Consider the following 22,397-nt stretch of genomic DNA (forward strand, 5'->3'; position numbering starts at 1 on the left):
GTCGACCGCACGAAAAGTGCGGCGTAAAGCCGCATCTCGGTGCGGCATCGATGACACGCGGACATGTTTAAGACGTCTATTTGTCATGATGGGGTTACGGTTCGTCCACCCGACGCCTAACGTGGCGCGATCCAAGCTCAGCCAAAGGCGACACTTCGCCAAACGACAGTTTGTGAAACAAGCATCTGCACCGGGAAATCGATCTACGATGATTAGTCTGAAAAGCGCGCTGTTTACGACTTCTATTATCTCAGGCGTGGCGTTTGCCACGGTCGCAGCGGCTCAGACCCAGCCTGCGGCGCCGGCCGAAGCTCAACCGACGACTGTGTCGGATATCGTCGTGACCGGATCGCGCATCCGGCTGCCAGACTACGTCGCGCCCAATCCGGTTCAGTCGATCACCAGCGAGGACTTTGATCGCTCAGGCCAGACCAACCTCACCAACTTCCTGACCGAAGTGCCGGCGCTGAGCGGTTCGCTGACCCTTCAGGACGGCGCGGACACCAGCACCCCGGGCCTGGCGGGCCTCAACCTGCTTAACCTGCGCAACCTGGGCACGACGCGCACGCTGGTGCTGGTCAATGGGCGCCGTCACGTCGCGTCCAACCCCGGAACCGCGGCGGTTGACGTCAACGCTATCCCGGTCGCCCTAGTCGAGCGCACTGAAGTGCTGACGGGCGGCGCGTCCGCCGTGTACGGCGCCGACGGCGTGTCGGGCGTGGTCAACTTCATCCTGAAGGACGACTTCGAAGGGATCGATTTCCGCGCTCAGACGGGCTGGTCCGATGAGGGCGGCGGCGAGAACTATTTCGGCACTCTGGTTCTGGGCCAGAACTTCAATGAAGGCCGCGGCAACGTCACCCTGGCGCTGGAGTACAACAGGGACGAGGCGCTGAAGTTCACCGATCGCTCCTACACGCGCCCGGGCAACCGCTTCATCTTCATCGCCGACCCCGACGATCAGACTCGCAGAATTCTTGCGAACGACGTGCGGTACACCGACACCTCGCCCGGCGGCTCCGTTTATACGAACTTCTTCACCTCCACGACCGAGTCTGGCGTCACGTTCCTCGGCGATGGATCGCTGTTCCAGGACGGGATCTTCGCCGGCGGATTTACAATGATCGGCGGCAGCGGCAGCCGCCTGGACGACTTCAACGACGACCTTTTGCCTGGTTTGGAGCGCGGGACGGTCGCGCTTAATGCTCGATACGATCTCACGAGCAATCTGCGAGCCTTCGGCGAACTGAAATACACTAACAGCGAGAGCCAGTTCACGGCTCAGCCGAGCTACGTCTACGGCCTGTTCATCAGCGAAGATAACCCGTTCATTCCTGCAAACGTGCTGGCTGACGCGCGTACACCCGGCGGTTTTGCCTCGACCCCCACAGGCGGCCCGGTTGGCGAGGCCTACGGCTTGCCTGGCGCTGGCGTTCTGCTCGCGCGGGACAACTTCGATCTTGGCCGTCAACGGTATGACATCACCCGCGAAACATACCGCGGCGTGGTTGGCCTGGAAGGCAGCCTGACGGACAACCTCAACTTCGAAATGTCGTACGTCTATGGGCGCGCCGAGCAGGAGCAGCTGGCGAGCAATGTCCTGATCAACGACCGCTTCTTTGCGGCCACTGACGTCATTTCCAGCGGCGGACAGCCGGTTTGCCGATCCAATATCGACCCGACCGCCGTGCCGTTCGGCGACGTCTTCGGCCAGTTCGCCTTCCCTGAACGCGCGTTTGGCGCAACCTTCACCCCTGGCGCCAACTCGGGCTGTCTCCCGCTGAACCTGTTCGGCGAGAACCAGAACAGCCAAGAGGCGATCGACTGGGTGATGGGTGAGTACACCTCCACCGCCCAACTCGAGCAGCACGTGGTCAACGCCTTCATTTCGGGCGACACGACCGGGATGTTCCAACTGCCGGCCGGCCCGATCGGGTTCGTGCTTGGCGCCGAGTATCGCAAGGAAAGCAGCGACTCGCGTCCGTCCGACATTCAACTGCAGGCCGACGCTCTCGAGTATCCCCTGACCGGCGTCGGCCGCGCGTCTCGCACTCAGGGTTCTTTCGATGTCACCGAGGCGTTCGCCGAAATCTCGATCCCTGTGCTGCGCGACCTTCCGTTCGCCCAAGCCGTCGACCTTTCGGCTGCGTATCGGTACTCGGACTATTCGACCAGCGGCGGCGCGGACACCTGGAACGTCAACGCCCGCTGGGCCTTCGATAGCACCCTGGCCGTGCGCGGCACGGTCGCTCGCGCCGTCCGCGCTCCGAACGTCGTCAACCTGTTCCAAGGTCGTCAGCAGACGTTCTCCGCCTTCGCTGATCCCTGCTCTCAACAGAACCTGACCCTGGGTGAAAATCCTGCCCTGCGTCAGCAAAACTGCGCGACGGACCTGGCGGCGCTAGGTATCGATCCGACCACGTACAACAACACGAGCTCGGAATCGATCGGCGGCTTTATCCAAGGCAACCCTGACCTGCAGCCGGAAACGGCGGATACTTACACGGTTGGCTTTGTGGCCACCCCTGTCGACATCCCGGGGCTCTCCTTCTCGGTTGATTATTACAACATCGAGATTTCGGACGCGATCCAGTCCTACGCAGCGCAGACCATCGTCAACAACTGCTACGATCTGGAGCGCCCGAACCCGTTCTGCGATCTGATCGGACGCGCTTCGGGCGGAACCAACCCCGGCCGGATCAACTCCTTCTCCCAGATCCCCGGCAACCTGGCGAGCTACAAGACCTCGGGTTGGGATTTCAACGCGCGCTATCGTTTCGACCCGGCCGCTTTCGGCATCGAACGCGAGATCGGAACGTTCGAGTTCTCGGCAGTCGCCAATTTGCTGGACAGACTGACCTTCGTCGAAGTGTCCGGCGCCACGCCGCGCGAAGACTCGAACTTGGAAGGCGCTCCTCGCTTCACCGCGTCGTTCGACGCGACCTGGAACTGGCGCGCTCTGTCGGTCAATTACGGCTTCAACTACTTCAACGACGTGTATCGTGCGGGTCGCGTGAACCGTGCGGCCAACCCGAACCTGTTTGCGCCGGAGTATCGCAAGCTCGACGCTCGCGAGACGCATGACGTCCGCGTTTCGTACAACATCAACGATGGTGTGAGCGTCTTTGGCGGCGTCAACAACTTCACGAACCAGCGCCCCGGCCCCGGCTCGGAATCCTATCCGGTAAACGCGCTGGGCCGTTACTTCTTCGTCGGCGCCCGGATGCGGTTGGACGCGCTGAGCTCGATCAACCCGTTCTAAGCGATCGGCTAACCAAGACCTTTAGGGCGACTCGCAAGAGCCGCCCTTTTTCTTGGTCTCAGGGCTGCAGGCGTTCGACGGTCCAATCCGCATCCTCGCGCACGAACCGAAGCCGGTCGTGCAGTCTGAAAGGCCGGTCCCGCCAGAACTCGACGGTCTGTGGGACGACGCGCCATCCCGTCCATCTTTCCGGACGTGGCACTTCGCCGTCTGCGAACCGCGCCGTTTCACGGGCGACCGCAGCCTCGAGCGCGCGTCTGTCCGCGATCCGCCGCGACTGATCCGAAGCCCAGGCGCCGATCCGGCTCTCCCGCGCGCGGCTGGCGAAATAGGCGTCGGCGTCTTCGACGCTTACCGGTTCGACCGCACCCCTCACGCGCACCTGCCGGCGCAGCGTCTTCCAGTGGAAGACCAGGGCCGCCGCCGGGCGCGCGCTCAGCTGCATGCCCTTGGCGCTCTCGCGGTTGGAGTAGAAGGTGAAGCCGCGCGCATCCACGTCCTTGAGCAGCACCATGCGCGCGTCGGGCAGGCCGTCGGCGTCGACGGTGGCCAGGGTCATCGCGTTGGGATCGTTGATCTCGTGCGCCCTCGCCTGCCCCAGCCATTCGATGAACAGGCCGATCGGCTCCTCGCGGCTCCAGATGCTCTCGTCGCCATTGGCGGCCAGGGCGGCGGCGTAGTCGCGGGCGTAGTCTTCGCGCGACGGGCTGGGCGGTATCACGGGCGTTGTCATGCTCGATGTTTAGGCCCGGGCGGCGGGCGTCGCCAAGCGATCACGGTTAAGCGGCTATTCACCCTGTTCAGCCAAGGCTCGGCCATGGGCGACACGTCAGCCATGCCACCGCCTCTCAGCCTGGCCCAGGCCCGCGCCGTGCTGGGTCTGGACCGAGCGGACGCCCCCTCGCCCGCCGCCGCCTTTCGCGCCGCCGCCAAGGCCAGCCACCCCGACCGGGCCGGCGGTGATGTCGAGCGCTTTCGCCGTGTCGTCGAGGCCTGGACGGTCGTGCGCGCCGCCGATCCAGGGGCGCTTCGGCCCGTGCGTCCTGCGCCTGCCCCCGTGCTGCGCCTGACGCCGCTGCAGGCCCTGCGCGGCGGCGAGGTCCATGAAGGCGGCCGTCTGCTGACCGTGCCGGCCGGTCTACGCAGCGGCGACTGGGTGCGCGGCCCCGACCGTCAACGGCTCGTCGTTCTGGTTCAGCCGGCCGACGGCCTCAGCCTGGTGGGAGACGATCTTTATATGAACTGGGCCGTCGATCCGCGCCGCCTGGCCGATGGGGGCCGCATCGAGATTCAGACCCATGCCGGCGTCAGACCCTCCTGGATCGCGCCGGGCGGCGGCACGGGGCGGGTGCGCCTGGCCAATCTGGGCTTGCCGGCGCGCGGATCGCGCCCTCAGGGCCACCTGTTCGTCACGCTTAGGCCCTGCGCCGAGGCGGCCAGCGAGGCCGAGGATCTGCTGCTGCGGTTCAGCCGCGTCTGGACGCCGGCCCGCCGCGCGGCCTAAGCCTGAAGGCCATGTCGCACAACACCTTCGGCCATCTGTTTCGCGTGACCACCTGGGGCGAGAGCCATGGCCCGGCCATCGGCTGCGTGGTTGACGGCTGCCCGCCGCTGATCCCGCTGACGGAAGGCGACATCCAGCCCTGGCTGGATCGCCGCAAGCCCGGCTCCAGCCGCTTCGTCACCCAGCGCCGCGAGGACGACCGGGTCCGCATCCTGTCGGGCGTGTTCGATGACGGCGCCGGCCCCGTGACCACCGGCACGCCGATCAGCCTGATGATCGAGAACACCGACCAGCGGTCCAAGGACTATGGCGAGATCGCGCGCGCCTATCGTCCTGGTCACGCCGACTACGCCTATCAGGCCAAGTATGGCGTGCGCGATCATCGCGGCGGCGGCCGATCCTCGGCGCGCGAGACCGCCTGCCGCGTCGCCGCCGGCGCCGTGGCCCGCCTGATCCTCGGGCCGGACGTCCGCATCCGCGCCGGTGTGGTTCAGATCGGTCCGCACCGCATTGCCCCTGACGCCATCGACTTCGACGCGGTCGAGCATAATCCGCTGTTCGCCGCCTCATCCGAGGTCGTCCCCGCCTGGGAGGCGTATCTGGACGAGGTGCGCAAGGCCGGCTCCTCCATCGGCGCGGTTGTCGCTATGGAGGTGACGGGCGTTCCCGCCGGCTGGGGCGCGCCGCTCTACGCCAAGCTGGACGCCGAACTGGCCGCCGGACTCATGTCGATCAACGCCGCGAAAGGGATCGAGATCGGCGCGGGCTTCGAAGCCGCCGAACTATCTGGCGAGGACAACGCCGACGAGATGCGCCTGGGGCCCGACGGCGCGCCCGTCTTCCTGTCCAACCGCGCAGGCGGCGTGCTGGGCGGCATTTCGACCGGCCAGCCGATCACCGCCCGCGTGGCCTTCAAGCCCACCTCCTCGATCCTGACCACCCGACGCACGATCACCCGCGACGGCGCGGAGACCGAGTTGCGCACCAAGGGCCGCCACGACCCCTGCGTGGCCCTGCGCGCCGTACCGGTCGTGGAGGCCACGGCCGCCTGCGTCCTGGCCGACGCGATGCTGCGTCACAGGGCTCAGGTGAGCGCCCCCTTTTCGCAACAGTCGTAGTTACCTATATAGGCCTCAGACCGGCGCAGACCGCGCCAGATACAGGAGGACCACCATGATCGACGTCCGCCGCTTCGACACGCTCGGAGGCGCCAACCACGGCTGGCTGCACGCCCGCCATCACTTCTCCTTCGCCAACTACTATGACCCGTCGCGAATGGGCTGGGGCCGGCTGCGCGTCTGGAATGATGACGAGATCGCGGCTCGGTCGGGCTTTCCGCCCCATCCTCACGCCGACATGGAGATCATCACCTACGTCCGTACCGGCGCGATCACCCACGAGGATTCGATGGGCAACAAGGGCCGCACCGGGGCGGGCGACGTGCAGGTCATGAGCGCGGGCACCGGCGTGCGTCACTCCGAGTTCAATCTCGAGGACGAAACGACCACCCTGTTCCAGATCTGGATCGAGACGGACCGGTCGGGCAGCCAGCCCGGCTGGGGCCAGCGCGCGTTTCCCAAGGCCGATCGTTCGGGCCGGTTCAGCGTCCTGGCGTCCGGCGACCCCGCCGACGACGCCCTGTCGATCAACGCCGACGCCAAGGTGCTGGGCGCCACGCTCAAGGCCGGCGAGAGCCTGACCTATGACCTGGCCCCGGGCCGTCGCGCCTATCTGGTCCCGGCCGTCGGCGCGGTCGAGGTCAACGGCGTCGCCCTGAACGCCCGCGACGGCGCCGCCATCGCCGAGGAGGCCGCAATCACCGTGACCGCCACGGCCGACGCCGAACTGGTGATGGTGGACAGCCGCTAAGGCTGCCAGGCGGCGCGCGGGCTTGCGCTCGCGCGCCGTACAGCCGATCTAGCGGGCCTGTTCTTCGAAAGGCCCGCCATGTCCGATCCCGTCGTCATCTGCTCCTTCGCCCGCACGCCCATGGGCGGCTTCCAGGGCGCCCTGTCCGGCGTAAAGGCGACCGAGCTGGGTGCGGCGGCGGTCAAGGCGGCAGTCGAGCGCGCGGGCGTTCCGGCCGATAAGGTCGATCAAATCTACATGGGCTGCGTGCTGCCGGCCGGCCTGGGACAAGCTCCGGCGCGTCAGGCCGCCATCGGCGCCGGCCTTGGGCAGCACGTGGAAGCGACCACGGTCAACAAGATGTGCGGCTCGGGCCTGCAGGCGGCGATGATGGCGCATGACGCGCTCAAGGCGGGGTCGGCCGACGTGATCGTGGCCGGCGGCATGGAATCCATGACCGGCGCCCCCTATGTCATGGCCAAGCATCGCGGTGGCGCCCGCATCGGCCACGACGTCATCTCCGACAGCATGTATCTGGACGGGCTGGAAGACGCCTACACCCCCGGCAAGCTGATGGGCGCCTTCGCCGAGGACTCGGCCGGCCAGTATCAGTTCACCCGCGAGCAGCAGGACGACTACGCCATCGAGAGCCTGCGCCGCGCCAATGCGGCCATCGCCTCGGGCGCCTTCGAGGCCGAAATCGTTGCCGTCGAGGTCAAGACCCGCAAGGGCGTCGAGACGGTCAGCCAGGACGAGCAGCCGGGCAAGGCCAATCCCGAAAAGATCCCAAGCCTGCGCCCCGCCTTCGCCAAGGACGGCACCATCACCGCAGCCAACGCCTCTTCGATCTCGGACGGCGCGGCCGCCCTGGTCATGACGCGCGAAAGCGTCGCCCAGTCGCTGGGCCTGCCCATCGTCGCCCGCGTCGTCAGCCACGCGGCCCACGCCCACGAGCCCGGCCTGTTCACCACCGCCCCCGTCCCGGCGATGAAGAAGGCTTTGGAAAAGGCGGGCTGGAGCGTCGCCGACGTCGATCTTTGGGAGATCAACGAAGCCTTCGCCGTGGTCGCCATGATCGCCCAGAAGGAAATGGGCATCGACCGCGACAAGCTAAACGTCAACGGCGGCGCCACCGCTCTGGGCCACCCCATCGGCGCCTCGGGCGCGCGCGTGCTGACGACCCTGCTCGCCGCGCTTCAGGCGCGGGGCGGCAAGAAGGGCGTGGCCAGCCTGTGCATCGGCGGCGGCGAGGCCGTGGCCATGGCCGTAGAGATCGTCTGACGCCCAAGCGTCAGCCGAACAGGGCCTGTTCGAACACCCTGCCCGCTGCGCCCGCTGCGCGCGGACCCAGAACCGAGGTCGCCGTGAGGCCAGGCGCCAACAGTCGCCGGGCGGCCCCGCGCGCCTGATCGACCGTGACCGCCTTCAGCCGCTCGACCTGGTCCAACGGCTCCAGAGGCCCGCCGAACACCAGCGTCTGCACCGCCAGGCGCCCGGCGCGGCTCATGGGCGATTCCTCGGACATCCACAGCCCCGCCGTCAGCACCGCCTTGGCGCGCGACAGCTCGACCTCGGTCGGGCCGTCTTCGGCCAGCGCCCGGACTTCCTGGGCGCAGACCCGGGCCAGCTCCTCGGCCCGATCGGCCGCCGCCCCGGCGTAGATGCCCAGCAGGCCGGCGTCCTCATAGGGCTCGTGATAGGCGTCGATGGCGTAGGCCAAGCCCCGTTCCTCGCGCGCGCTCTGGAACAGACGCGAGGCCATGCCGCCACCCAGGATCTCGGTCGTGAGCCGCAGGGCCGGCAGGTCGGGATCGTCGGCCGCGAAGGCCGGCAGCTGAAACACAAGATTGGCCTGTTCGATCCGCCGCGGCAGCCGCGCATGGCCGCCGGTGAAGACCGCCTTCGCCGGCGCTTCGACCGCCTGCGAAACCGCACTGCCGAACGCCGCCTCGGCCAGGCGCACAAGTTCGTCCTCATCCACCGCGCCGGATGCGACGACCACCATCCGCTCGGGCGCATACAGCGCCGCCCGCCACGCCTCGATCCCCGCCCGGTCCACCGGCGCCAGCGAGGCGACCGAACCCAGGATCGGCCGCCCCAGCGACTGCTTCTGGAAGGCGCGCGTCTGGGCCATTTCGAAGACATGGTCGTCGGGCGTGTCGAAGGCCTCGGCGATCTCCTGGGCCACCACGTCCTTCTCGCGCTCGATCTCGGCGGGATCGAGCGCGGGGCGCAGCATCAGGTCGGCGACGACATTCAGCGCGCCCGGCAGGGCCTCGGCCAGGCCGCGCACCTCGAAACCGGTGCGCTCATAGCCCGTCGCAGCGTTGATCGAGCCGCCCTCGGCTTCGATCCGCTCGACGATTTCCCGCGCCGACATGTCGCCCGCACCCTTGAACACCAGATGCTCCAGCAGGTGCGACCAGCCGGACTGACGCTCGTTCTCCCAGCGCGCACCGCCGCGCACGGCGGCGACCAGGGCGAAGCTCTTGAGACCCGACATGGGATCGGCCACGATCCGCACGCCGTTGGACAGGGAATGCACCCGGCTCATGCCTGATCCGGCGCCTTCCTGAACCGTCGCAGCACCATGGCGACGTAGAAACCGGCCAGCACGAGCGCCAAGCCGAACCAGGTCACAGCATAGCCGAGGTGATTGTTCGAGAAGGCCGCGGGCGGCGCGACCGGCCTCAGAGCCGCCAGCTCGGGGTTGGTCGGCGTCTCGGCGAAGATGAGCAATTCGGACACCGGTCCCTGGGTCTCCAGGGCTGCGGCCATCGCCGCCTCGTCGCGCGCATAGAAGCGGCCGTTGGACGGCGGCGGGGCCATGGCGGGCGCATCCGGCGCGTAGCGCAGCTGGCCGACAAAGGCTGTGGGCAAGGTCGAGGGCCCGACCTGCGGGCGCGTCGTTACCGAATCCGACACGAAGCCCCGGTCGATCAGGAAGGTCTGGGTCACGCCGGCCGGACGACAGGCCGAGATCAGCCGAACGCCCGCCTCCCCGTCAAGGATCGTCTGCAGCTCGACATAGGGCGCCGAGGCCAGGCCGGGACAGGCCAGCACCACCTTGCGGAAGTCCAGGTCGCCGCCTTCGGCCAGCACGGTTTCGATCGGCTGGGCCGGACGAGCCGCCGCAGCTTCGGCTTGAGCGATCAGGCCGTTCTTCCAGCCCATGCGCTGGGTCTGCCAGACGCCCAGCGAAATCAGCACCGCCAGAAGCACGGCCGTCGCGGCGGTCAGACCCCAAGGAAAGCGCTTCATCGTCCGTTCGTCCCGTTCCTCATCTGCAAGGCGATCATCAGCCCCTTGCCGGGCCGCATCAGGCCAAGAGACAAAGCGCCGACCAGCGGCAGCGTCACCACCAGCAGCAGCCATATGGGGGGATCATAGGCGATCTGCACCGCGAGCGCCGAGAACACGACCAGGCCGCCCGCGATCTGCATGATGAAAACAGCCGCGCCGTCGCCGGTGTTCATGCGGCTGAAGTCGAAGCCGCAGGCCTCGCAGCGCTCAACAACCTTCAGGAAGCCCGCGAACAAGGGTCCGCGCCCGCAGTTGGGGCACCGACAAAGCAGACCGGCGCGGATCGGGTCGATCCGCGCCGGTTGGGACTTTTCCGTTTCGGTTGGGATCAACCGAAGACGACGTATACGAAGGCGAACAGGAACAGCCAGACCACGTCCACGAAGTGCCAGTACCAGGCCGCGGCCTCGAAGCCGAAATGCTTCTCGGGGCTCATCTGGCCGGCCAGCAGGCGCAGCAGGCACACCACCAGGAAGATGGTGCCGATCAGGACGTGGAAGCCGTGGAAGCCCGTCGCCATGAAGAAGATCGAACCGTACAGGCCCGAGTTGATCGCCGCGTCGTTGAAGAACAGGTCCTCGTGCAGGATGTGATAATATTCGTACACTTGAACGCAGGTGAAGAAGACGCCCAGGGCGACCGTCAGGGTCAGGCCGATCTTGGCCTCCTTGCGGTTGCCGACCTGAAGGGCGTGGTGCGCCCAGGTCACGGTGCAGCCCGACAGCAGCAGGGTCACGGTGTTCAGCAGCGGCAGGTGCCAAGGGTCCAGGACCTCGACGCCAGCGGGCGGCCAGGTCGACCAGGCGGCGGCCGTGTCGGCCCAGGTGCCGACTTCCGGGATCAGCGTCCGCGACTCCGCGAAAAGCGTCATGTCGAAGAACATCCAGAAGAAGGCGGCGAAGAACATCACTTCGGAGGCGATGAACAGCACCATGCCGTAACGCAGGCCCAGCGAAACGACCGGGGTGTGGTCGCCCGCGCGGCTTTCCTTGATGACGTCCGCCCACCAGCCGAACATCGACACCAGAACGCCCGCCAGGCCAGCGAAGAACAGCGCCTTGTCGCCCTTGGCCAGCAGGACCGCCAGACCCTCGGCGTCAGCGCTGACCAAGCCCTTCATCCAGACGACGGCACCGATCATCATGATCGTGACGGCGGCCGAGCTGACCAGGGGCCAGGGGCTGGGGTTGACCAGGTGGTAGTCGTGATGCGGAGCGGCGTGGGCCATCGAGGGTCTTCTCTTGGATACGCGAGAGTCGGTTCAGTGAGGGGCTATAGCGTCGCCTATCCGACTGCGCCAGAGGCCGCCGGCCCCGATTTCGCCCCGATCGCGGCTGTGCGCGTGGGGTTCGTCTCGCCCTTGGTCGGATAGAAGGTGTAGCTCAGGGTGATCTCCTTGATCCCCTGGGCCTCGCGGTCGGTCGCGATCTCCGGCGCGACGAAATACTGGACCGGGAACTGGACGGTCTGTCCCGGCTCGATCGTCTGGCCGTCAAAGCAGAAACACTGCAGCTTCTGGAAGTAGGGCCCCGCCCCTTCCGGCACGACGTTGTAGGCCGCCGTGGCGTGGACTGGCTGGTCCGAGGTGTTGGTCACGTCGAAGAAGGCCATGCCGGTGTCGCCGATCCGAACGCGCTGGCTGACCTGTTCGGCGCGGAAGTCCATCGGCAGGCCGCGCACATTGGTGTCGAAGCGGACCAGAACCGAATCCTCCAGCACCGTGTCGGGCGCGGCGTTCGCACGCATCACCGTCCCGTTGAAGCCCGTCACCTGGCAGAACAGCTGATACAGCGGCACGGCGGCGAAGGCGGCGCCAGTCATGAACATGACACCGCCGGCGCAAGCGATGGCGATCAGATTCTTGCGGCGCGCCAGCTTGGCTGCGGGATCGGTCATGGACGAGCCTCCGGCGAGGGCTGGACGACGAGGGCCGCCGGCGCACTGGCCGGCGCAGGCCCCGGCGGCACGACGGCGGTGGCCAGGCCGGCTTCGCGCTCGACTTTTCCGGCCTCGATGTTGCGCCGCAGGTTCAGCACCGTGACGATGAACACCAGCACGATAAAGGCCACCAGCGCACCTGCGATGGCCAGGTTGCGCCGCTTACGCGCGGCCAGTTGATCGTCGGTCAGTCGCATCGGTCTAAAGTCCCAGGCCCGGCAGGCGTTCGACAAGCAGCGCCGCGAACAGGGCCATCAGATACAGAATGGAAAAGGCGAACAGGTTGCGCGCCGGTTTGGCCTCGGCGCGCACATCATACAATGCGGCCTCTCGCCCCACGGCTTCCGCCTTGTCAGGCTGGTCGCCGGCGCGTGAACGCCACAGACGAAACGTCAGCGCGAGGAACCCTAGGCCGCCGGCCACGGACACGACCAGATAGATCAGCCCGCCCAGGCCTACAGCGGCCGGCAGGATCGCAATAGGCACGAACACAACGCTGTAGATCAGGATCTGCAACCGCGTGGACTTGGCGCCGCGCGCCACCGGCATCATCGGAATGCCAGCCTTGGCGTAGTCGCCGGCCGAATACAGCGCCAGCGCCCAGCTGTGCGGCGGAGTCCACAGGAAGATGATCAGGAACAGCAGCCAGGCCTGCCACGGCGCCTGTCCAGTGGCCGCCGCCCAGCCGATGACCGGCGGAAAGGCGCCTGCCGCCCCGCCGATGACGATGTTCTGAGGCGTCCGACGCTTCAGCAGCAGGGTGTAGAAGGCTGCGTAATAGACGATGGTCAGGGCCAGCAGGCCCCCGGCCAGCCAGTTGGTCGTCATGCCCAGCAGCATGACCGAGAAGACCGACAGGATGACGCCGAACGTCATGGCGTCGCCGCGCGGTATGCGGCCCGCCGCGACAGGGCGGCCGCGCGTGCGGCGCATCAGGGCGTCGGTCTCACCTTCCAGGGCCATGTTCAGCGCACCGGCCGCGCCGGCGCCGACGGCGATGCACAGCACCGCCAGCGCCGAGGAGATCGGGTCCAGGCTGCCGCCGGCCGCCACCAAGCCGGTCACGGCGGTGAAGATCACCAGCGACATGACGCGCGGCTTCAGCAACTGGAAGAAGTCTTCCGGCTGGGCGGTGGAGACGGTGACTGGGGTGTCGGCGCTCATGCTCAACTCTCTACTCCCTCGCCCTCGAAACGCGAAGCGCCGCGGCCCGGAAAGCGGAGGGGCCGCCCCCTCTTGCGAAGGAACGGCCCCTGTCGTTTGGCCGGAGATCGGCCGCTCTTAGTGCTCGTCGGCCTTGACCACCGGCAGCTCGTTGAACTGGTGGTGGGGCGGCGGCGAGGACAGCGTCCACTCCAGGGTGGTGGCGCCTTCGCCCCACGGGTTGGCCACGCCCGGACGACGCCGAATGGCGGCTTCCAGCAGCATGATCAGGAACACGCCCACGCCGACGATGGTGATGACGTAGCCGACGGTCGAGACGTGGTTCCAGAGGGTGTAGGCCTCCGGATAGTCGACATAGCGGCGCGGCATGCCCTGCAGACCCAGGAAGTGCTGCGGGAAGAACACCAGGTTCACGCCCACGAACATGATCCAGAAGTGCGCGGCGCCCAGGAACTCGTTGTACTTCACGCCGAACATCTTCTCGAACCAGTAGTAGAAGCCCGCGAAGATGGCGAAGACAGCGCCCAGCGACAGCACGTAGTGGAAGTGCGCCACCACGTAATAGGTGTCGTGCAGGCTGTAATCGATGCCGGCGTTGGACAGGACCACGCCGGTCACGCCGCCGACCGTGAAGAGGAAGATGAAGCCGATGGCCCACAGCATGGGCGTCTTGAAGCTGATGGAGCCGCCCCACATGGTGGCGATCCAGCTGAATATCTTCACCCCCGTCGGCACCGCGATGATCATGGTCGCGGCAATGAAGTAGGCGCGCAGATTCACGCTCATGCCGACCGTATACATGTGGTGCGCCCACACGATGAAGCCGACGAAGCCGATGGCCACCATGGCGTAGGCCATGGCCAGGTAGCCGAAGACCGGCTTCTTGGAGAAGGTCGAGACGATATGGCTGATGATGCCGAAGCCCGGCAGGATCAGGATGTACACCTCGGGGTGGCCGAAGAACCAGAACAGGTGCTGGAACATGACCGGATCGCCGCCGCCGGCCGGGTCGAAGAACGACGTGCCGAAGTTGCGGTCGGTCAGCAGCATGGTGATGGCGCCGGCCAGGACGGGCAGCGACAGCAGCAGCAGGAAGGCGGTGATCAACACCGACCAGGCGAACAGCGGCATCCGGTGCAGGGTCATGCCCGGCGCGCGCATGTTGAAGATCGTGGTGATGAAGTTGATCGCGCCCAGGATCGAGCTGGCGCCCGCCACGTGCAGCGAGAAGATCGCCAGATCCATGGCCGGGCCGGTGTGGCCGGTCGTCGAGAGCGGCGGATAGATGGTCCAGCCGCCGCCGAAGCCCTGACCCGGCCCGCCGTCGACGAACAGGCTCAGGCACAGCAGGATCCACGCGGCCACCAGCAGCCAGAACGAGATGTTGTTCATGCGCGGGAAGGCCATGTCCGGCGCGCCGATCATGATCGGCACGAACCAGTTGCCGAAGCCGCCGATCATGGCGGGCATGACCATGAAGAAGATCATGATCAAGGCGTGGGCCGTCACGGTGACGTTGTAGCCGTGCTTGGACGCCTCGACGATGCCGAGGTGCTGGATGATCGAGCCTTCACGGAAGATCTGAATGCCCGGCTCGGCCAGTTCCCAGCGGATCAGACCCGACAGGGCGCCGCCCACCAGTCCCGCCATGATGGCGAAGATCAGGTACAGCGTGCCGATGTCCTTGTGATTGGTCGACAGGAACCAGCGGGTGAAGAAACCCGGCTTGTGGTCGTGCTCGGCATGGGCGTCGTGCCCGGGGCCGGACGAGGTGTGGTCGTGGGTCGCGGTGGCCATGGTCTTGGGCTCTTCCGTCTCGTCTTACTGGGCCGCGGGCGCGGCGGGCGCGGTCGCGGGCGCCGCTGCCGGCTGTGCGGTCGGGGTGGTGGCGGTCTGGGCGGTGGGGATGTCGGTCCCCTGCTCCGTCGTCGGGCCGGTCGAGGCGGTGCCGGTGACAGGCGCGCCCGTCGTGCCGGCCGCGACCTGGGCGGCGGTGCCACCCGGGGCTTCGGCGGCGGTGGCCGGGGTCATGGAGCCGCCTTTGGAGGCAACCCAGGCGGCGAACTCGGCCTGGCTGACGACGTTCACCTGGATCGGCATGAAGGCGTGGTCGACGCCGCACAGCTCAGAGCACTGGCCATAATAGATGCCGGGGCGTTCGGCGCGGAACCAGGTTTCGTTCACCCGGCCGGGAACGGCGTCGATCTTGACGCCGAAAGCCGGCACGGCGACGGCGTGGATCACGTCAGAAGCGGTGACCAGAAGGCGGACGGTCTGACCGACCGGCACCACCATCGGCTCATCAGCCGCCAAGCGGAACAACTGCGGCGTAGTCTGGTCGGCCGGCAGCATGTTGGAGATGTACTCCGGCACGCCTTGGTCGGGATATTCGTAGGCCCAGTTCCACTGGTTGCCGGTGACCTTAACCGTCAGGTCCGGCTCCGGCATGTTGTGATAGGCGAACAGCAGGCGGAACGAGAACAGGGCGATGAAGACGAGGATCAGGACGGGGACGACCGTCCAGATGATCTCGATCATCGTATTGTGGCTCCACTTGGCCGGGGTCGGGTTCCGCTTGGCGTTGTAGCGGATGACGATCCAGCCCAGCAGGCCGAGCACCAGCAGGCAGATCACCGTGATGATCGGCAGCAGGATGATGTTGTGGAAGAAGTGCGCCTGCTCTTTGAGCGGCGACGCCGCCGGCTGCAGACCGATACCGTCCGGCGTCGGCTGCCCCATCAAGGGCTGAGCCCAGGCCGGCGTGGCGGCGAAAACAGCCAGGGACAAAGAGGCGACAGCGCCTCCGATCATGCCCCGGGCCCGCGTGCCCATCCCCATTCTCGACGTCCTCATAAAACCGTTTGTCGTTCGCTGTTTGAGAGCCAGTCGCAAACAGGCGCGAAGGCCCGGAGGCCGTCGCGGTTCATGGGCCGGTCCCTATCGGATCGACTTGCGCTTGCCAAGCGATGAGCGCGCACCGCGACGCCGGACCGCAACGTTAAAACGACGTCATGTTATGACAGCTACCTTGCAGCGCACGATACCTTGCGATAAGTAATGGGCATCCAAGGAGGCCCGGGATGCCCGAGACCATCGACATTCAACTGAAGAAAGGGGTGCTGGGCCTTTGTGTTCTGGCCCTGCTCGCCCGAAGCGACAGCTACGCCTACGAAATCGCCAGCCGCCTGTCCGACGCGATCGGCATGGGCGAAGGCACCATCTATCCGCTGATGCGCCGGATGCAGACCGACGGACTGGTCGAGACCTACCTCGTCGAATCATCATCCGGCCCCTCGCGCAAATACTATCGCCTGACCACAGCCGGCCGCGCCGCGCTGGAGGGTCAGAGCGCCGAATGGCGGGCGTTCGCCCGCGCGGTGGACGCCCTGGTCGCCGACACCGCACCCATAGCGGCGGGCGCGCCGGTCGAACCCGCCGCCCTCGCCGACCAGACCCAAAGGGGAGACGCCTGATGACCCGCGACGAATTTCTGTCCCGCCTGAAGCGCGGCCTCGTCGGCCTGCCGATGTCGACGCAGGCCGAGATCCTGAGCGATTACGAGACGCACTTCGACGACGGCCGCGCCGCCGGTCGCACCGAAGCCGAGGTTTCGGCCGCCCTGGGCGATCCCGACCGCCTGGCCCGCGAGTTGAAGGCCGAGGCCGGCTTCAAGCGCTGGCGCGAGGAGAAGAACCCGTCGGCCGCCGCCGGCGCCGTGATGGCCCTGGTCGGGCTGGGCGCGCTGGACATCCTGATCCTGCTGCCCCTGCTGACCGCCGTGGTCAGCGCCATGGCCGGCTTCTATCTGGCGGGTGCCGGCGTCTTCATCGCCGGTGGCGGCATCATGGTCGCCGGGCCCTTCTTCGGACCGCCCGGAGGCCCGCTGTTCGCCATCCTGCTGGGCCTGGGGATGATGGGCGCCGCGATCGCGGGCCTGGCCTTGCTGACCATCTTCGCGGTCTGGCTGGTCAACGGCCTGATCTGGTTCGCCCGCCTGCACTACCGCCTGCTGAAGCCCGCACTCGCCAACACCGACGGCCCCTCGGCCGACGCTCGTCTCTAAGGGAGGACGACACATGATCCGCAATCTTCTGATCGTCGCCGGCGCAGGCGTCGTGCTCGCCATCGTCGGCTTCGCCGGAGCCGCCGGCGTCGGCGGCGCCGACATGGCCCGCAACGGCTGGAACTGGACCTTGGTCGGCAGCGACGGCGAACGCGTCAGCTTCCGCCGCGACGGGGCCAACAGCTGGCGCATGGACGTCAACGAGGAAGGCCAGACCGCCGAGACCATCACGCGCAACCTGGACTGGACCGGCGGCGACCTGCTCGCCGTCGACCTGCCTGCCGACGTGGTGCACATGCAGGGCGCCGAGGCCGGGGTGCTGGTCGAAGGCTCCCGCAACCTCGTCGACCGCGTCACCCTGACCGACGGTCGACTGTCCCTTGCGCAAGGCCCCTCCCAGCGCGGCCGGCTTCGCGTAACCGTCACCGCGCCGTCGGTAAGCCGCTTCGAGGTCAACGGCTCGGGCGATCTCAGCATCCGCAGCTATGACCAGCCCTCGATCAGCGTGGCGATCAACGGCTCGGGCGACATCGAGGCTGACGGCCGGGCCCAGTCGGCCCAGGTCGCGGTGTCGGGCTCGGGCGACGTCGACCTGTCGCCCATGACGCTGGAGCAGGCGCGCGCCTCGGTCAGCGGCTCGGGCGAGGCGCGGCTGGGGCCCACGCAGTCCGCCGAACTGACCGTCTCCGGCTCGGGCGACATCGTCCTGACCCGCGAGCCGGCGCGCACCACCACCGACGTGTCCGGCTCGGGCCGCGTGCGCCGGGACTAGAAGACCATGAGGGGGCGTTCGCGCCCCCTCCCCCGTGACGAACCGGTCGCCAGCCCCTATCTGTCGGTCATGAGCACCACCGCCCTCGATCCCGCCATCCTCGAAACCGCCGGGGTCGACCCCGAAGAGGCCCGCGCCATCCTGTCCTCGGCCCTTAAAGGCGCCGACGATGGCGAACTGTTCCTGGAGAAGTCCGAGAGCGAATCGCTGGTGTTGGACGACGGCCGGCTCAAGGCCGCAGCCTATGACGCGACCGAGGGCTTCGGCCTGCGGGTGGTTGCGGGCGAAACCGCCGGCTACGCCCACGCCAACGAGATCTCCGTCGCCGCGCTCGGCCGCGCCGCGGACAGCGCAGCCCTGGCCAAGGCCGGCCACGCCGCCCGCGTCGCCGAAGGTCCGCTGGCCACCAATCAGAAGCTTTATGGCGAGATCGATCCCCTCGCCTCGCCCGCCTTCTCCGACAAGATCGCCCTGCTGGCCGAGATCGACGCCTTCGCCCGCGCCCGCGATCCCCGCGTGGTTCAGGTCTCGGCGTCCCTGGTCGGCGAGCGCCGCCATATCGAGATCCTGCGGGCCGACGACCGCGCCGTGCGCGACATCCGGCCCCTGGTGCGGCTGAACGTGTCGGTCACCGTCGAGCAGAACGGCCGGCGCGAGACCGCCTCGTCGGGCGCCGGCGGCCGCGCGGGCTTCGAGGAATGGGTCGCGCCTCAGCGCTGGCAGGCCCAGGTCGACGAGGCCCTGCGTCAGGCGCTCGTCAATCTCGACGCCGTCGACTGCCCCGCCGGGGAGATGGACGTGGTCCTGGGCGCCGGCTGGCCAGGCGTGCTGCTGCACGAAGCGGTCGGCCACGGCTTCGAGGGCGACTTCCACCGCAAGGGCTCGTCGGTGTTCAACGGCATGATGGGCAAGCGCGTCGCCGCGCCCGGCGTGACCGTGGTGGACGACGGCTCCATCGCCGGCCGTCGCGGCTCCCTGTCCGTGGATGACGAAGGCACGCCGACTTCGCGCACCGTGCTGATCGAGGACGGCATCATGGTCGGCCTGATGCACGACCGGCTTTCGGCGCGTCAGTTGAACACGCGCGCCACCGGCAACGGCCGGCGCCAGTCCTTCGCCCATATGCCCATGCCGCGCATGACCAACACCTTCATGGAAGGCGGCAAGGACACTCAGGCCGACATGATCGCCTCGACCAAGCGCGGCCTCTACGCCGCTAACTTCGGCGGCGGCCAGGTGGACATCACCAACGGCAAGTTCGTCTTCCAGTGCACCGAGGCCTATCTGATCGAGGACGGCCGGATCACTGCTCCGGTGCGCGGCGCCACCCTGATCGGAGACGGCGCCACGGCCCTGACGCGCATCGAGATGATCGGCGACGACTTCGCCTTCGATCCGGGCGTGGGCGTCTGCGGCAAGGCCGGCCAGGGCGTGCCCGTCGGCATCGGCCAGCCCAGCCTCAAGATCGGCGGCCTGACCGTCGGCGGCACCGCCGTCTGATCAGGCCTCGATCAGCCAGGGCCTGACCTTGGCCACCAGTTCCGGCGTCGGCCGGCGCGGGCGGCCGTCCAGGTGGATGCACACCGCCGTCACTTCGGCCCGGCACAGCACCTCGTCGCCGCGCGTGATGGTCTGGCTGATCATCAGCCGGGGCCCCTTCACCGCGTCATAGGTGGTGCGCACCACCAGAGCGTCGTCGATGCGCGCCGGCTTGACGAACTGCAGCTTCATCTCCGCCACGACGAAGGCCAGCGGCGGCTGGGCGTCCAGAAGCTCGGCGTGCCCCAGGCCCGCCATGCGCAGGAAGTCGGACCGCCCGCGTTCGAAATAGCGCACATAGTTGGCGTGGTAGACCAGGCCCGTGAAATCCGTGTCCTCGTAATAGACGCGCACCGGCAGCCGGTGTTCGCGGCCTTCAAACCGGCCCGCTGTCGGCTCGTCGTTCATCGGGTCGTTCGCTTGGGAAAGTCGGGGCAAAAGCGGTCTCTCGTCTCGGCGAATTCGGCCGGCAGCGGGTCGTCGCCGAACAGGATGCGCTGCGGCCGCGACACGAAGGCGACGGCTCCGCCGCCCGGCGGTCCCGCGTAGCCGCAGACCACCCGCCCTTGTCCATCCTGAAGGAAGCGCACCTCCCAGGCCGCGCCGCGCTCGGCGTGAATCTGGCGTTCGGCGCGGGCGCCCGCCGCCTCGGGCCTGGGCTGACCGCCGCCGGTCACGCGCCACAGGACGATCAGGCCCAGAACGACCACGGCCGCTCCGAGCACCGCGATCAGTCGATCTGTGCGGATGCGCCTCTGCATCGCAACAGAATGTCCCGCTTCGGCCGCCGGGTGAACCCGCGAAATGGCTCAGTCGAACAGGTCGCCGACGGCAGGCGGCGCCTTGGGTGCGGTCAGGCCCAGGTGCTCATAGGCCCGCGCGCAGGCCATCCGACCCCTCGGCGTGCGCTGGATGAAGCCCTGCTGCAGCAGATAGGGCTCGATCACGTCCTCGACCGCGTCGCGCGCCTCGGCGATGGCGGCGGCCAGGGTGTCCATGCCGACCGGCCCGCCGCCGTAATTCTCGATGAGCGCCTTCAGGAAGCGGCGGTCCAGCGAATCCAGCCCCGCCTCGTCCACCTGCAGCCGGGCGAGGGCCCGGGCGGCGGCCAGATGATCGATCGTGTCGGCCCCATCGGCGGCGGCGAAGTCTCGCACCCGCCGCAGCAGCCGGCCCGCGACACGCGGCGTGCCCCGCGACCGCCGGGCGATCTCCAGAGCCCCGTCCTCGCTGATCGGCGCGCCCATCTTGCGGGCCGCCCCTCGGATCACGGCCGTCAGCTCTTCGGCGGTGTAGAACTCCAGCCTCAGCGGAATGCCGAAGCGATCCCTCAGCGGCGTGGCCAACAGCCCGGCCCGCGTCGTCGCCCCGACCAGGGTGAAGGGCGCCAGATCGATACGCACGCTGCGCGCCGACGGCCCCTCGCCGATGATCAGGTCCAGCACATGGTCTTCCATCGCCGGGTACAGGATCTCCTCCACCGCCGGGTTCAGGCGGTGGATCTCGTCGATGAAAAGGACGTCGCGCGGCTCCAGGTTGGTCAGGATCGCCGCCAGGTCCCCGGCCTTGGCCAGGATCGGCCCGGAGGTGGCCCGAAACCCCACGCCCAACTCCCGCGCCACGATCTGCGCCAGCGTCGTCTTGCCCAGGCCCGGCGGGCCGAACAGCAGCACATGGTCCAGCGCCTCGGCTCGGCCGCGCGCGGCGTCAATAAAGACCTTCAGATTGCCCTTGGCCTGCGACTGGCCGACGAATTCGCCCAGCGTCTGGGGCCGCAGGGCGCGGTCATAGGTTTCGCCGGGAGCCGGTGCCGGCGAGATGATTCGATCGTCGCTCACCGGCCCAGCTCCTGCAGGGCGGCGCGGATGACGGCGGAAAGTTCGGCGTCTTCACCCAGGCGCATCAGGGCGTGATCGACGCCGCGGCGCGCATTGACCTCGGCGATGCCCAGGCCCAGCAGGGCGGCCACCGCCTCACCGGTCAGGCTGGGCGCGGGCGCCGTCAGCTCGGCGTGAACGCCCGGCGCGGACGGGGTGAACGACACATCGCCCAGCGGCTTGCCCTTCAGCTCGGTGACGATGCGCAGGGCCAGTTTCGGGCCGACGCCATTGGCGCGGCCGACCGCCGCCTTGTCCTCGCGCGCCACCGCGCCGGCCAGTTCGCCCGGCGGCAGCACGTCCAGAACCGACAGCGCCGCCTTGGGGCCCACGCCCTGCACGCCCGTCAGGGTGACGAAGGCGCGACGCTCGCCGCGTTCCAGGAAGCCATAGAGCCTCGGCCCGTTCTCGGCCGACCAGGCGCTTTCGACGTGCAGGATGGCCTCGTCGCCCGGCGCCGGCAGCCGGCCCAGGGTGCGCGCGCCGCACATGACGACGTAACCCACGCCGCCGCAGTCGATCAGGCAGTGGCCTTCTTCGACTTCGACCACCGTGCCGCGCAGCCGGCCGATCATGCCGCAGCTCCCGCCAGCAGGGCGCGTTTGCGCATCTGCGCATGGGTGATGGCCACGGCCAGGGCATCGGCGGCGTCGGCCGTCACATCGCCGGCGGCGGGCAGCAGACGCTTCACCATGAAGGCGATCTGGCTCTTGTCGGCGTGGCCCGCCCCAACCACAGCCTTCTTGATCAGGTTGGGCGCATATTCCGCCACCGACAGGCCGCGCCGCGCGGGCGCCAACATGACGGCGGCGCGCGCATGACCCAGCTTCAGCGTCGAAGACGGGTTCATGTTGACGAACACCTCCTCGACCGCCGCCTCGTCGCAGGCGTGATCGGCGCAGATCGTCGACAGCGACTCCATCAGATGCAGCAACCGTTCGGCGAAGGGCGCCTTGCCGAACGGCGCGACCACTCCGTGCGCGATCCAGCGCAGCCGCGAGCCCTCGCAGGCGATCACGCCCCAGCCGGTGCGGCGCAGGCCCGGGTCCAGGCCCAGGATGCGGATCGTTTCGTTCGCCATCCGTTCCTCATGCCCGACTCGGCGTTTATGAACAACTAACCAACAC

General features: G+C 67.9%; 24 protein-coding genes. 9 read left to right on the forward strand and 15 right to left on the reverse strand.

What is annotated here, in order from left to right; all coding sequences use genetic code 11:
- The first annotated feature begins 16 nt into the window (after window positions 1–16).
- Window positions 17–3,262 (forward strand): TonB-dependent siderophore receptor, encoded by a 3,246-nt coding sequence (locus E4M01_RS11085; RefSeq protein WP_135064736.1) that lies wholly within the window; start codon window positions 17–19, stop codon window positions 3,260–3,262.
- Window positions 3,263–3,320: 58 nt separating this feature from the next.
- On the opposite strand, the gene pdxH is transcribed toward E4M01_RS11085, so the two are convergent.
- A complete protein-coding gene (pdxH, locus tag E4M01_RS11090) occupies window positions 3,321–3,995 on the reverse strand; it encodes a pyridoxamine 5'-phosphate oxidase (protein WP_135064733.1) in 675 nt (224 codons plus the stop codon).
- 84 nt (window positions 3,996–4,079) lie between these two features.
- Between pdxH and E4M01_RS11095 the strand changes: the two genes are divergently transcribed.
- The 4 genes from E4M01_RS11095 to E4M01_RS11110 all read left to right on the forward strand — a co-directional run bounded on the left by E4M01_RS11095 (window position 4,080) and on the right by E4M01_RS11110 (window position 7,895).
- The gene (locus tag E4M01_RS11095) at window positions 4,080–4,766 is read left to right on the forward strand and encodes a J domain-containing protein (protein WP_245158282.1); all 687 of its coding nucleotides are present in this window, start codon (window positions 4,080–4,082) and stop codon (window positions 4,764–4,766) included.
- Between the two features lie 11 nt (window positions 4,767–4,777).
- Complete coding sequence (aroC, locus tag E4M01_RS11100) at window positions 4,778–5,884, forward strand: chorismate synthase (RefSeq protein ID WP_135064730.1); 1,107 nt, start codon at window positions 4,778–4,780, stop codon at window positions 5,882–5,884.
- Between the two features lie 55 nt (window positions 5,885–5,939).
- Complete coding sequence (locus tag E4M01_RS11105) at window positions 5,940–6,635, forward strand: pirin family protein (protein WP_135064727.1); 696 nt, start codon at window positions 5,940–5,942, stop codon at window positions 6,633–6,635.
- A gap of 78 nt (window positions 6,636–6,713) precedes the next feature.
- Window positions 6,714–7,895 (forward strand): acetyl-CoA C-acyltransferase, encoded by a 1,182-nt coding sequence (locus E4M01_RS11110; RefSeq protein ID WP_135064724.1) that lies wholly within the window; start codon window positions 6,714–6,716, stop codon window positions 7,893–7,895.
- Between the two features lie 10 nt (window positions 7,896–7,905).
- Here the strand turns inward: E4M01_RS11110 and E4M01_RS11115 are convergent, their stop codons facing one another.
- From E4M01_RS11115 to coxB, 9 genes are all read right to left on the reverse strand, one after another.
- Window positions 7,906–9,168 carry a pitrilysin family protein gene (locus E4M01_RS11115; RefSeq protein ID WP_245158281.1) on the reverse strand — a complete coding sequence of 421 codons (1,263 nt, stop codon included), beginning with the start codon at window positions 9,166–9,168 and terminating at the stop codon, window positions 7,906–7,908.
- The gene (locus E4M01_RS11120) at window positions 9,165–9,875 is read right to left on the reverse strand and encodes an SURF1 family protein (RefSeq protein ID WP_135064721.1); all 711 of its coding nucleotides are present in this window, start codon (window positions 9,873–9,875) and stop codon (window positions 9,165–9,167) included. The genes E4M01_RS11115 and E4M01_RS11120 overlap by 4 nt, the downstream gene beginning before the upstream one ends.
- Entirely contained in the window at window positions 9,872–10,153 is a 282-nt protein-coding gene (locus E4M01_RS11125; RefSeq protein WP_371682895.1) for a DUF983 domain-containing protein, read from the reverse strand. Before E4M01_RS11125 ends, E4M01_RS11120 begins: the two co-directional genes overlap by 4 nt.
- Before the next feature lie 92 nt (window positions 10,154–10,245).
- Window positions 10,246–11,145: a cytochrome c oxidase subunit 3 gene (locus tag E4M01_RS11130; RefSeq protein WP_135064718.1), complete on the reverse strand. Its 900-nt coding sequence runs from the start codon at window positions 11,143–11,145 to the stop codon at window positions 10,246–10,248.
- Between the two features lie 56 nt (window positions 11,146–11,201).
- Entirely contained in the window at window positions 11,202–11,813 is a 612-nt protein-coding gene (locus E4M01_RS11135; protein WP_135064715.1) for a cytochrome c oxidase assembly protein, read from the reverse strand.
- Window positions 11,810–12,052, reverse strand: a complete 243-nt coding sequence (locus E4M01_RS14710) for a hypothetical protein (protein WP_135064712.1) — start codon at window positions 12,050–12,052, stop codon at window positions 11,810–11,812. Before E4M01_RS14710 ends, E4M01_RS11135 begins: the two co-directional genes overlap by 4 nt.
- 4 nt (window positions 12,053–12,056) lie before the next feature.
- Window positions 12,057–13,019, reverse strand: a complete 963-nt coding sequence (locus E4M01_RS11145) for a heme o synthase (RefSeq protein ID WP_135064709.1) — start codon at window positions 13,017–13,019, stop codon at window positions 12,057–12,059.
- A gap of 117 nt (window positions 13,020–13,136) precedes the next feature.
- A complete protein-coding gene (gene ctaD, locus E4M01_RS11150; protein ID WP_135064705.1) occupies window positions 13,137–14,816 on the reverse strand; it encodes a cytochrome c oxidase subunit I in 1,680 nt (559 codons plus the stop codon).
- A gap of 24 nt (window positions 14,817–14,840) precedes the next feature.
- Window positions 14,841–15,857, reverse strand: a complete 1,017-nt coding sequence (gene coxB, locus E4M01_RS11155) for a cytochrome c oxidase subunit II (protein WP_135064702.1) — start codon at window positions 15,855–15,857, stop codon at window positions 14,841–14,843.
- Between the two features lie 242 nt (window positions 15,858–16,099).
- Here coxB and E4M01_RS11160 point away from each other — a divergent pair, with 242 nt between their 5' ends.
- The 4 genes from E4M01_RS11160 to tldD all read left to right on the forward strand — a co-directional run bounded on the left by E4M01_RS11160 (window position 16,100) and on the right by tldD (window position 19,354).
- Window positions 16,100–16,492, forward strand: a complete 393-nt coding sequence (locus E4M01_RS11160) for a PadR family transcriptional regulator (protein WP_135064699.1) — start codon at window positions 16,100–16,102, stop codon at window positions 16,490–16,492.
- On the forward strand, window positions 16,492–17,082 hold the full coding sequence (locus E4M01_RS11165) for a DUF1700 domain-containing protein (RefSeq protein WP_135064696.1): 591 nt from the start codon (window positions 16,492–16,494) through the stop codon (window positions 17,080–17,082). Before E4M01_RS11160 ends, E4M01_RS11165 begins: the two co-directional genes overlap by 1 nt.
- 13 nt (window positions 17,083–17,095) lie before the next feature.
- On the forward strand, window positions 17,096–17,854 hold the full coding sequence (locus tag E4M01_RS11170) for a GIN domain-containing protein (RefSeq protein ID WP_135064693.1): 759 nt from the start codon (window positions 17,096–17,098) through the stop codon (window positions 17,852–17,854).
- A 69-nt stretch (window positions 17,855–17,923) separates the two neighbouring features.
- Complete coding sequence (tldD, locus tag E4M01_RS11175; RefSeq protein WP_135065147.1) at window positions 17,924–19,354, forward strand: metalloprotease TldD; 1,431 nt, start codon at window positions 17,924–17,926, stop codon at window positions 19,352–19,354.
- Here the strand turns inward: tldD and ybgC are convergent, their stop codons facing one another.
- The 5 genes from ybgC to ruvC are packed head-to-tail and all read right to left on the reverse strand — an operon-like array spanning window position 19,355 to window position 22,351.
- A complete protein-coding gene (gene ybgC, locus E4M01_RS11180) occupies window positions 19,355–19,801 on the reverse strand; it encodes a tol-pal system-associated acyl-CoA thioesterase (protein ID WP_135064690.1) in 447 nt (148 codons plus the stop codon). It abuts the gene before it with no gap.
- Window positions 19,798–20,154, reverse strand: coding sequence for a hypothetical protein (locus tag E4M01_RS11185; protein WP_135064687.1), 357 nt, complete (start codon window positions 20,152–20,154; stop codon window positions 19,798–19,800). The genes ybgC and E4M01_RS11185 overlap by 4 nt, the downstream gene beginning before the upstream one ends.
- Before the next feature lie 48 nt (window positions 20,155–20,202).
- A complete protein-coding gene (gene ruvB / locus E4M01_RS11190; RefSeq protein ID WP_135064684.1) occupies window positions 20,203–21,231 on the reverse strand; it encodes a Holliday junction branch migration DNA helicase RuvB in 1,029 nt (342 codons plus the stop codon).
- Window positions 21,228–21,845, reverse strand: coding sequence for a Holliday junction branch migration protein RuvA (ruvA, locus tag E4M01_RS11195; protein WP_135064681.1), 618 nt, complete (start codon window positions 21,843–21,845; stop codon window positions 21,228–21,230). Before ruvA ends, ruvB begins: the two co-directional genes overlap by 4 nt.
- Window positions 21,842–22,351 (reverse strand): crossover junction endodeoxyribonuclease RuvC, encoded by a 510-nt coding sequence (gene ruvC / locus E4M01_RS11200; RefSeq protein WP_135064678.1) that lies wholly within the window; start codon window positions 22,349–22,351, stop codon window positions 21,842–21,844. The genes ruvA and ruvC overlap by 4 nt, the downstream gene beginning before the upstream one ends.
- Window positions 22,352–22,397 lie beyond the last annotated feature (46 nt).

The organism is Brevundimonas sp. MF30-B, from assembly GCF_004683885.1.
GTDB lineage: Bacteria > Pseudomonadota > Alphaproteobacteria > Caulobacterales > Caulobacteraceae > Brevundimonas.

Excerpts from the sequence above, each read along its gene's own strand:
- pdxH (WP_135064733.1), bottom strand. The coding sequence starts at position 3,995 with ATGACAACGCCCGTGATACCGCCCAGCCCGTCGCGCGAAGACTACGCC.
- E4M01_RS11095 (WP_245158282.1), top strand. The coding sequence starts at position 4,080 with ATGGGCGACACGTCAGCCATGCCACCGCCTCTCAGCCTGGCCCAGGCC.
- aroC (WP_135064730.1), top strand. The coding sequence starts at position 4,778 with ATGTCGCACAACACCTTCGGCCATCTGTTTCGCGTGACCACCTGGGGC.
- E4M01_RS11105 (WP_135064727.1), top strand. The coding sequence starts at position 5,940 with ATGATCGACGTCCGCCGCTTCGACACGCTCGGAGGCGCCAACCACGGC.
- E4M01_RS11110 (WP_135064724.1), top strand. The coding sequence starts at position 6,714 with ATGTCCGATCCCGTCGTCATCTGCTCCTTCGCCCGCACGCCCATGGGC.
- E4M01_RS11115 (WP_245158281.1), bottom strand. The coding sequence starts at position 9,168 with ATGAGCCGGGTGCATTCCCTGTCCAACGGCGTGCGGATCGTGGCCGAT.
- E4M01_RS11120 (WP_135064721.1), bottom strand. The coding sequence starts at position 9,875 with ATGAAGCGCTTTCCTTGGGGTCTGACCGCCGCGACGGCCGTGCTTCTG.
- E4M01_RS11130 (WP_135064718.1), bottom strand. The coding sequence starts at position 11,145 with ATGGCCCACGCCGCTCCGCATCACGACTACCACCTGGTCAACCCCAGC.
- E4M01_RS11135 (WP_135064715.1), bottom strand. The coding sequence starts at position 11,813 with ATGACCGATCCCGCAGCCAAGCTGGCGCGCCGCAAGAATCTGATCGCC.
- E4M01_RS14710 (WP_135064712.1), bottom strand. The coding sequence starts at position 12,052 with ATGCGACTGACCGACGATCAACTGGCCGCGCGTAAGCGGCGCAACCTG.
- E4M01_RS11145 (WP_135064709.1), bottom strand. The coding sequence starts at position 13,019 with ATGAGCGCCGACACCCCAGTCACCGTCTCCACCGCCCAGCCGGAAGAC.
- ctaD (WP_135064705.1), bottom strand. The coding sequence starts at position 14,816 with ATGGCCACCGCGACCCACGACCACACCTCGTCCGGCCCCGGGCACGAC.
- coxB (WP_135064702.1), bottom strand. The coding sequence starts at position 15,857 with ATGGGGATGGGCACGCGGGCCCGGGGCATGATCGGAGGCGCTGTCGCC.
- E4M01_RS11160 (WP_135064699.1), top strand. The coding sequence starts at position 16,100 with ATGCCCGAGACCATCGACATTCAACTGAAGAAAGGGGTGCTGGGCCTT.
- E4M01_RS11165 (WP_135064696.1), top strand. The coding sequence starts at position 16,492 with ATGACCCGCGACGAATTTCTGTCCCGCCTGAAGCGCGGCCTCGTCGGC.
- E4M01_RS11170 (WP_135064693.1), top strand. The coding sequence starts at position 17,096 with ATGATCCGCAATCTTCTGATCGTCGCCGGCGCAGGCGTCGTGCTCGCC.
- tldD (WP_135065147.1), top strand. The coding sequence starts at position 17,924 with ATGAGCACCACCGCCCTCGATCCCGCCATCCTCGAAACCGCCGGGGTC.
- ybgC (WP_135064690.1), bottom strand. The coding sequence starts at position 19,801 with ATGAACGACGAGCCGACAGCGGGCCGGTTTGAAGGCCGCGAACACCGG.
- E4M01_RS11185 (WP_135064687.1), bottom strand. The coding sequence starts at position 20,154 with ATGCAGAGGCGCATCCGCACAGATCGACTGATCGCGGTGCTCGGAGCG.
- ruvA (WP_135064681.1), bottom strand. The coding sequence starts at position 21,845 with ATGATCGGCCGGCTGCGCGGCACGGTGGTCGAAGTCGAAGAAGGCCAC.
- ruvC (WP_135064678.1), bottom strand. The coding sequence starts at position 22,351 with ATGGCGAACGAAACGATCCGCATCCTGGGCCTGGACCCGGGCCTGCGC.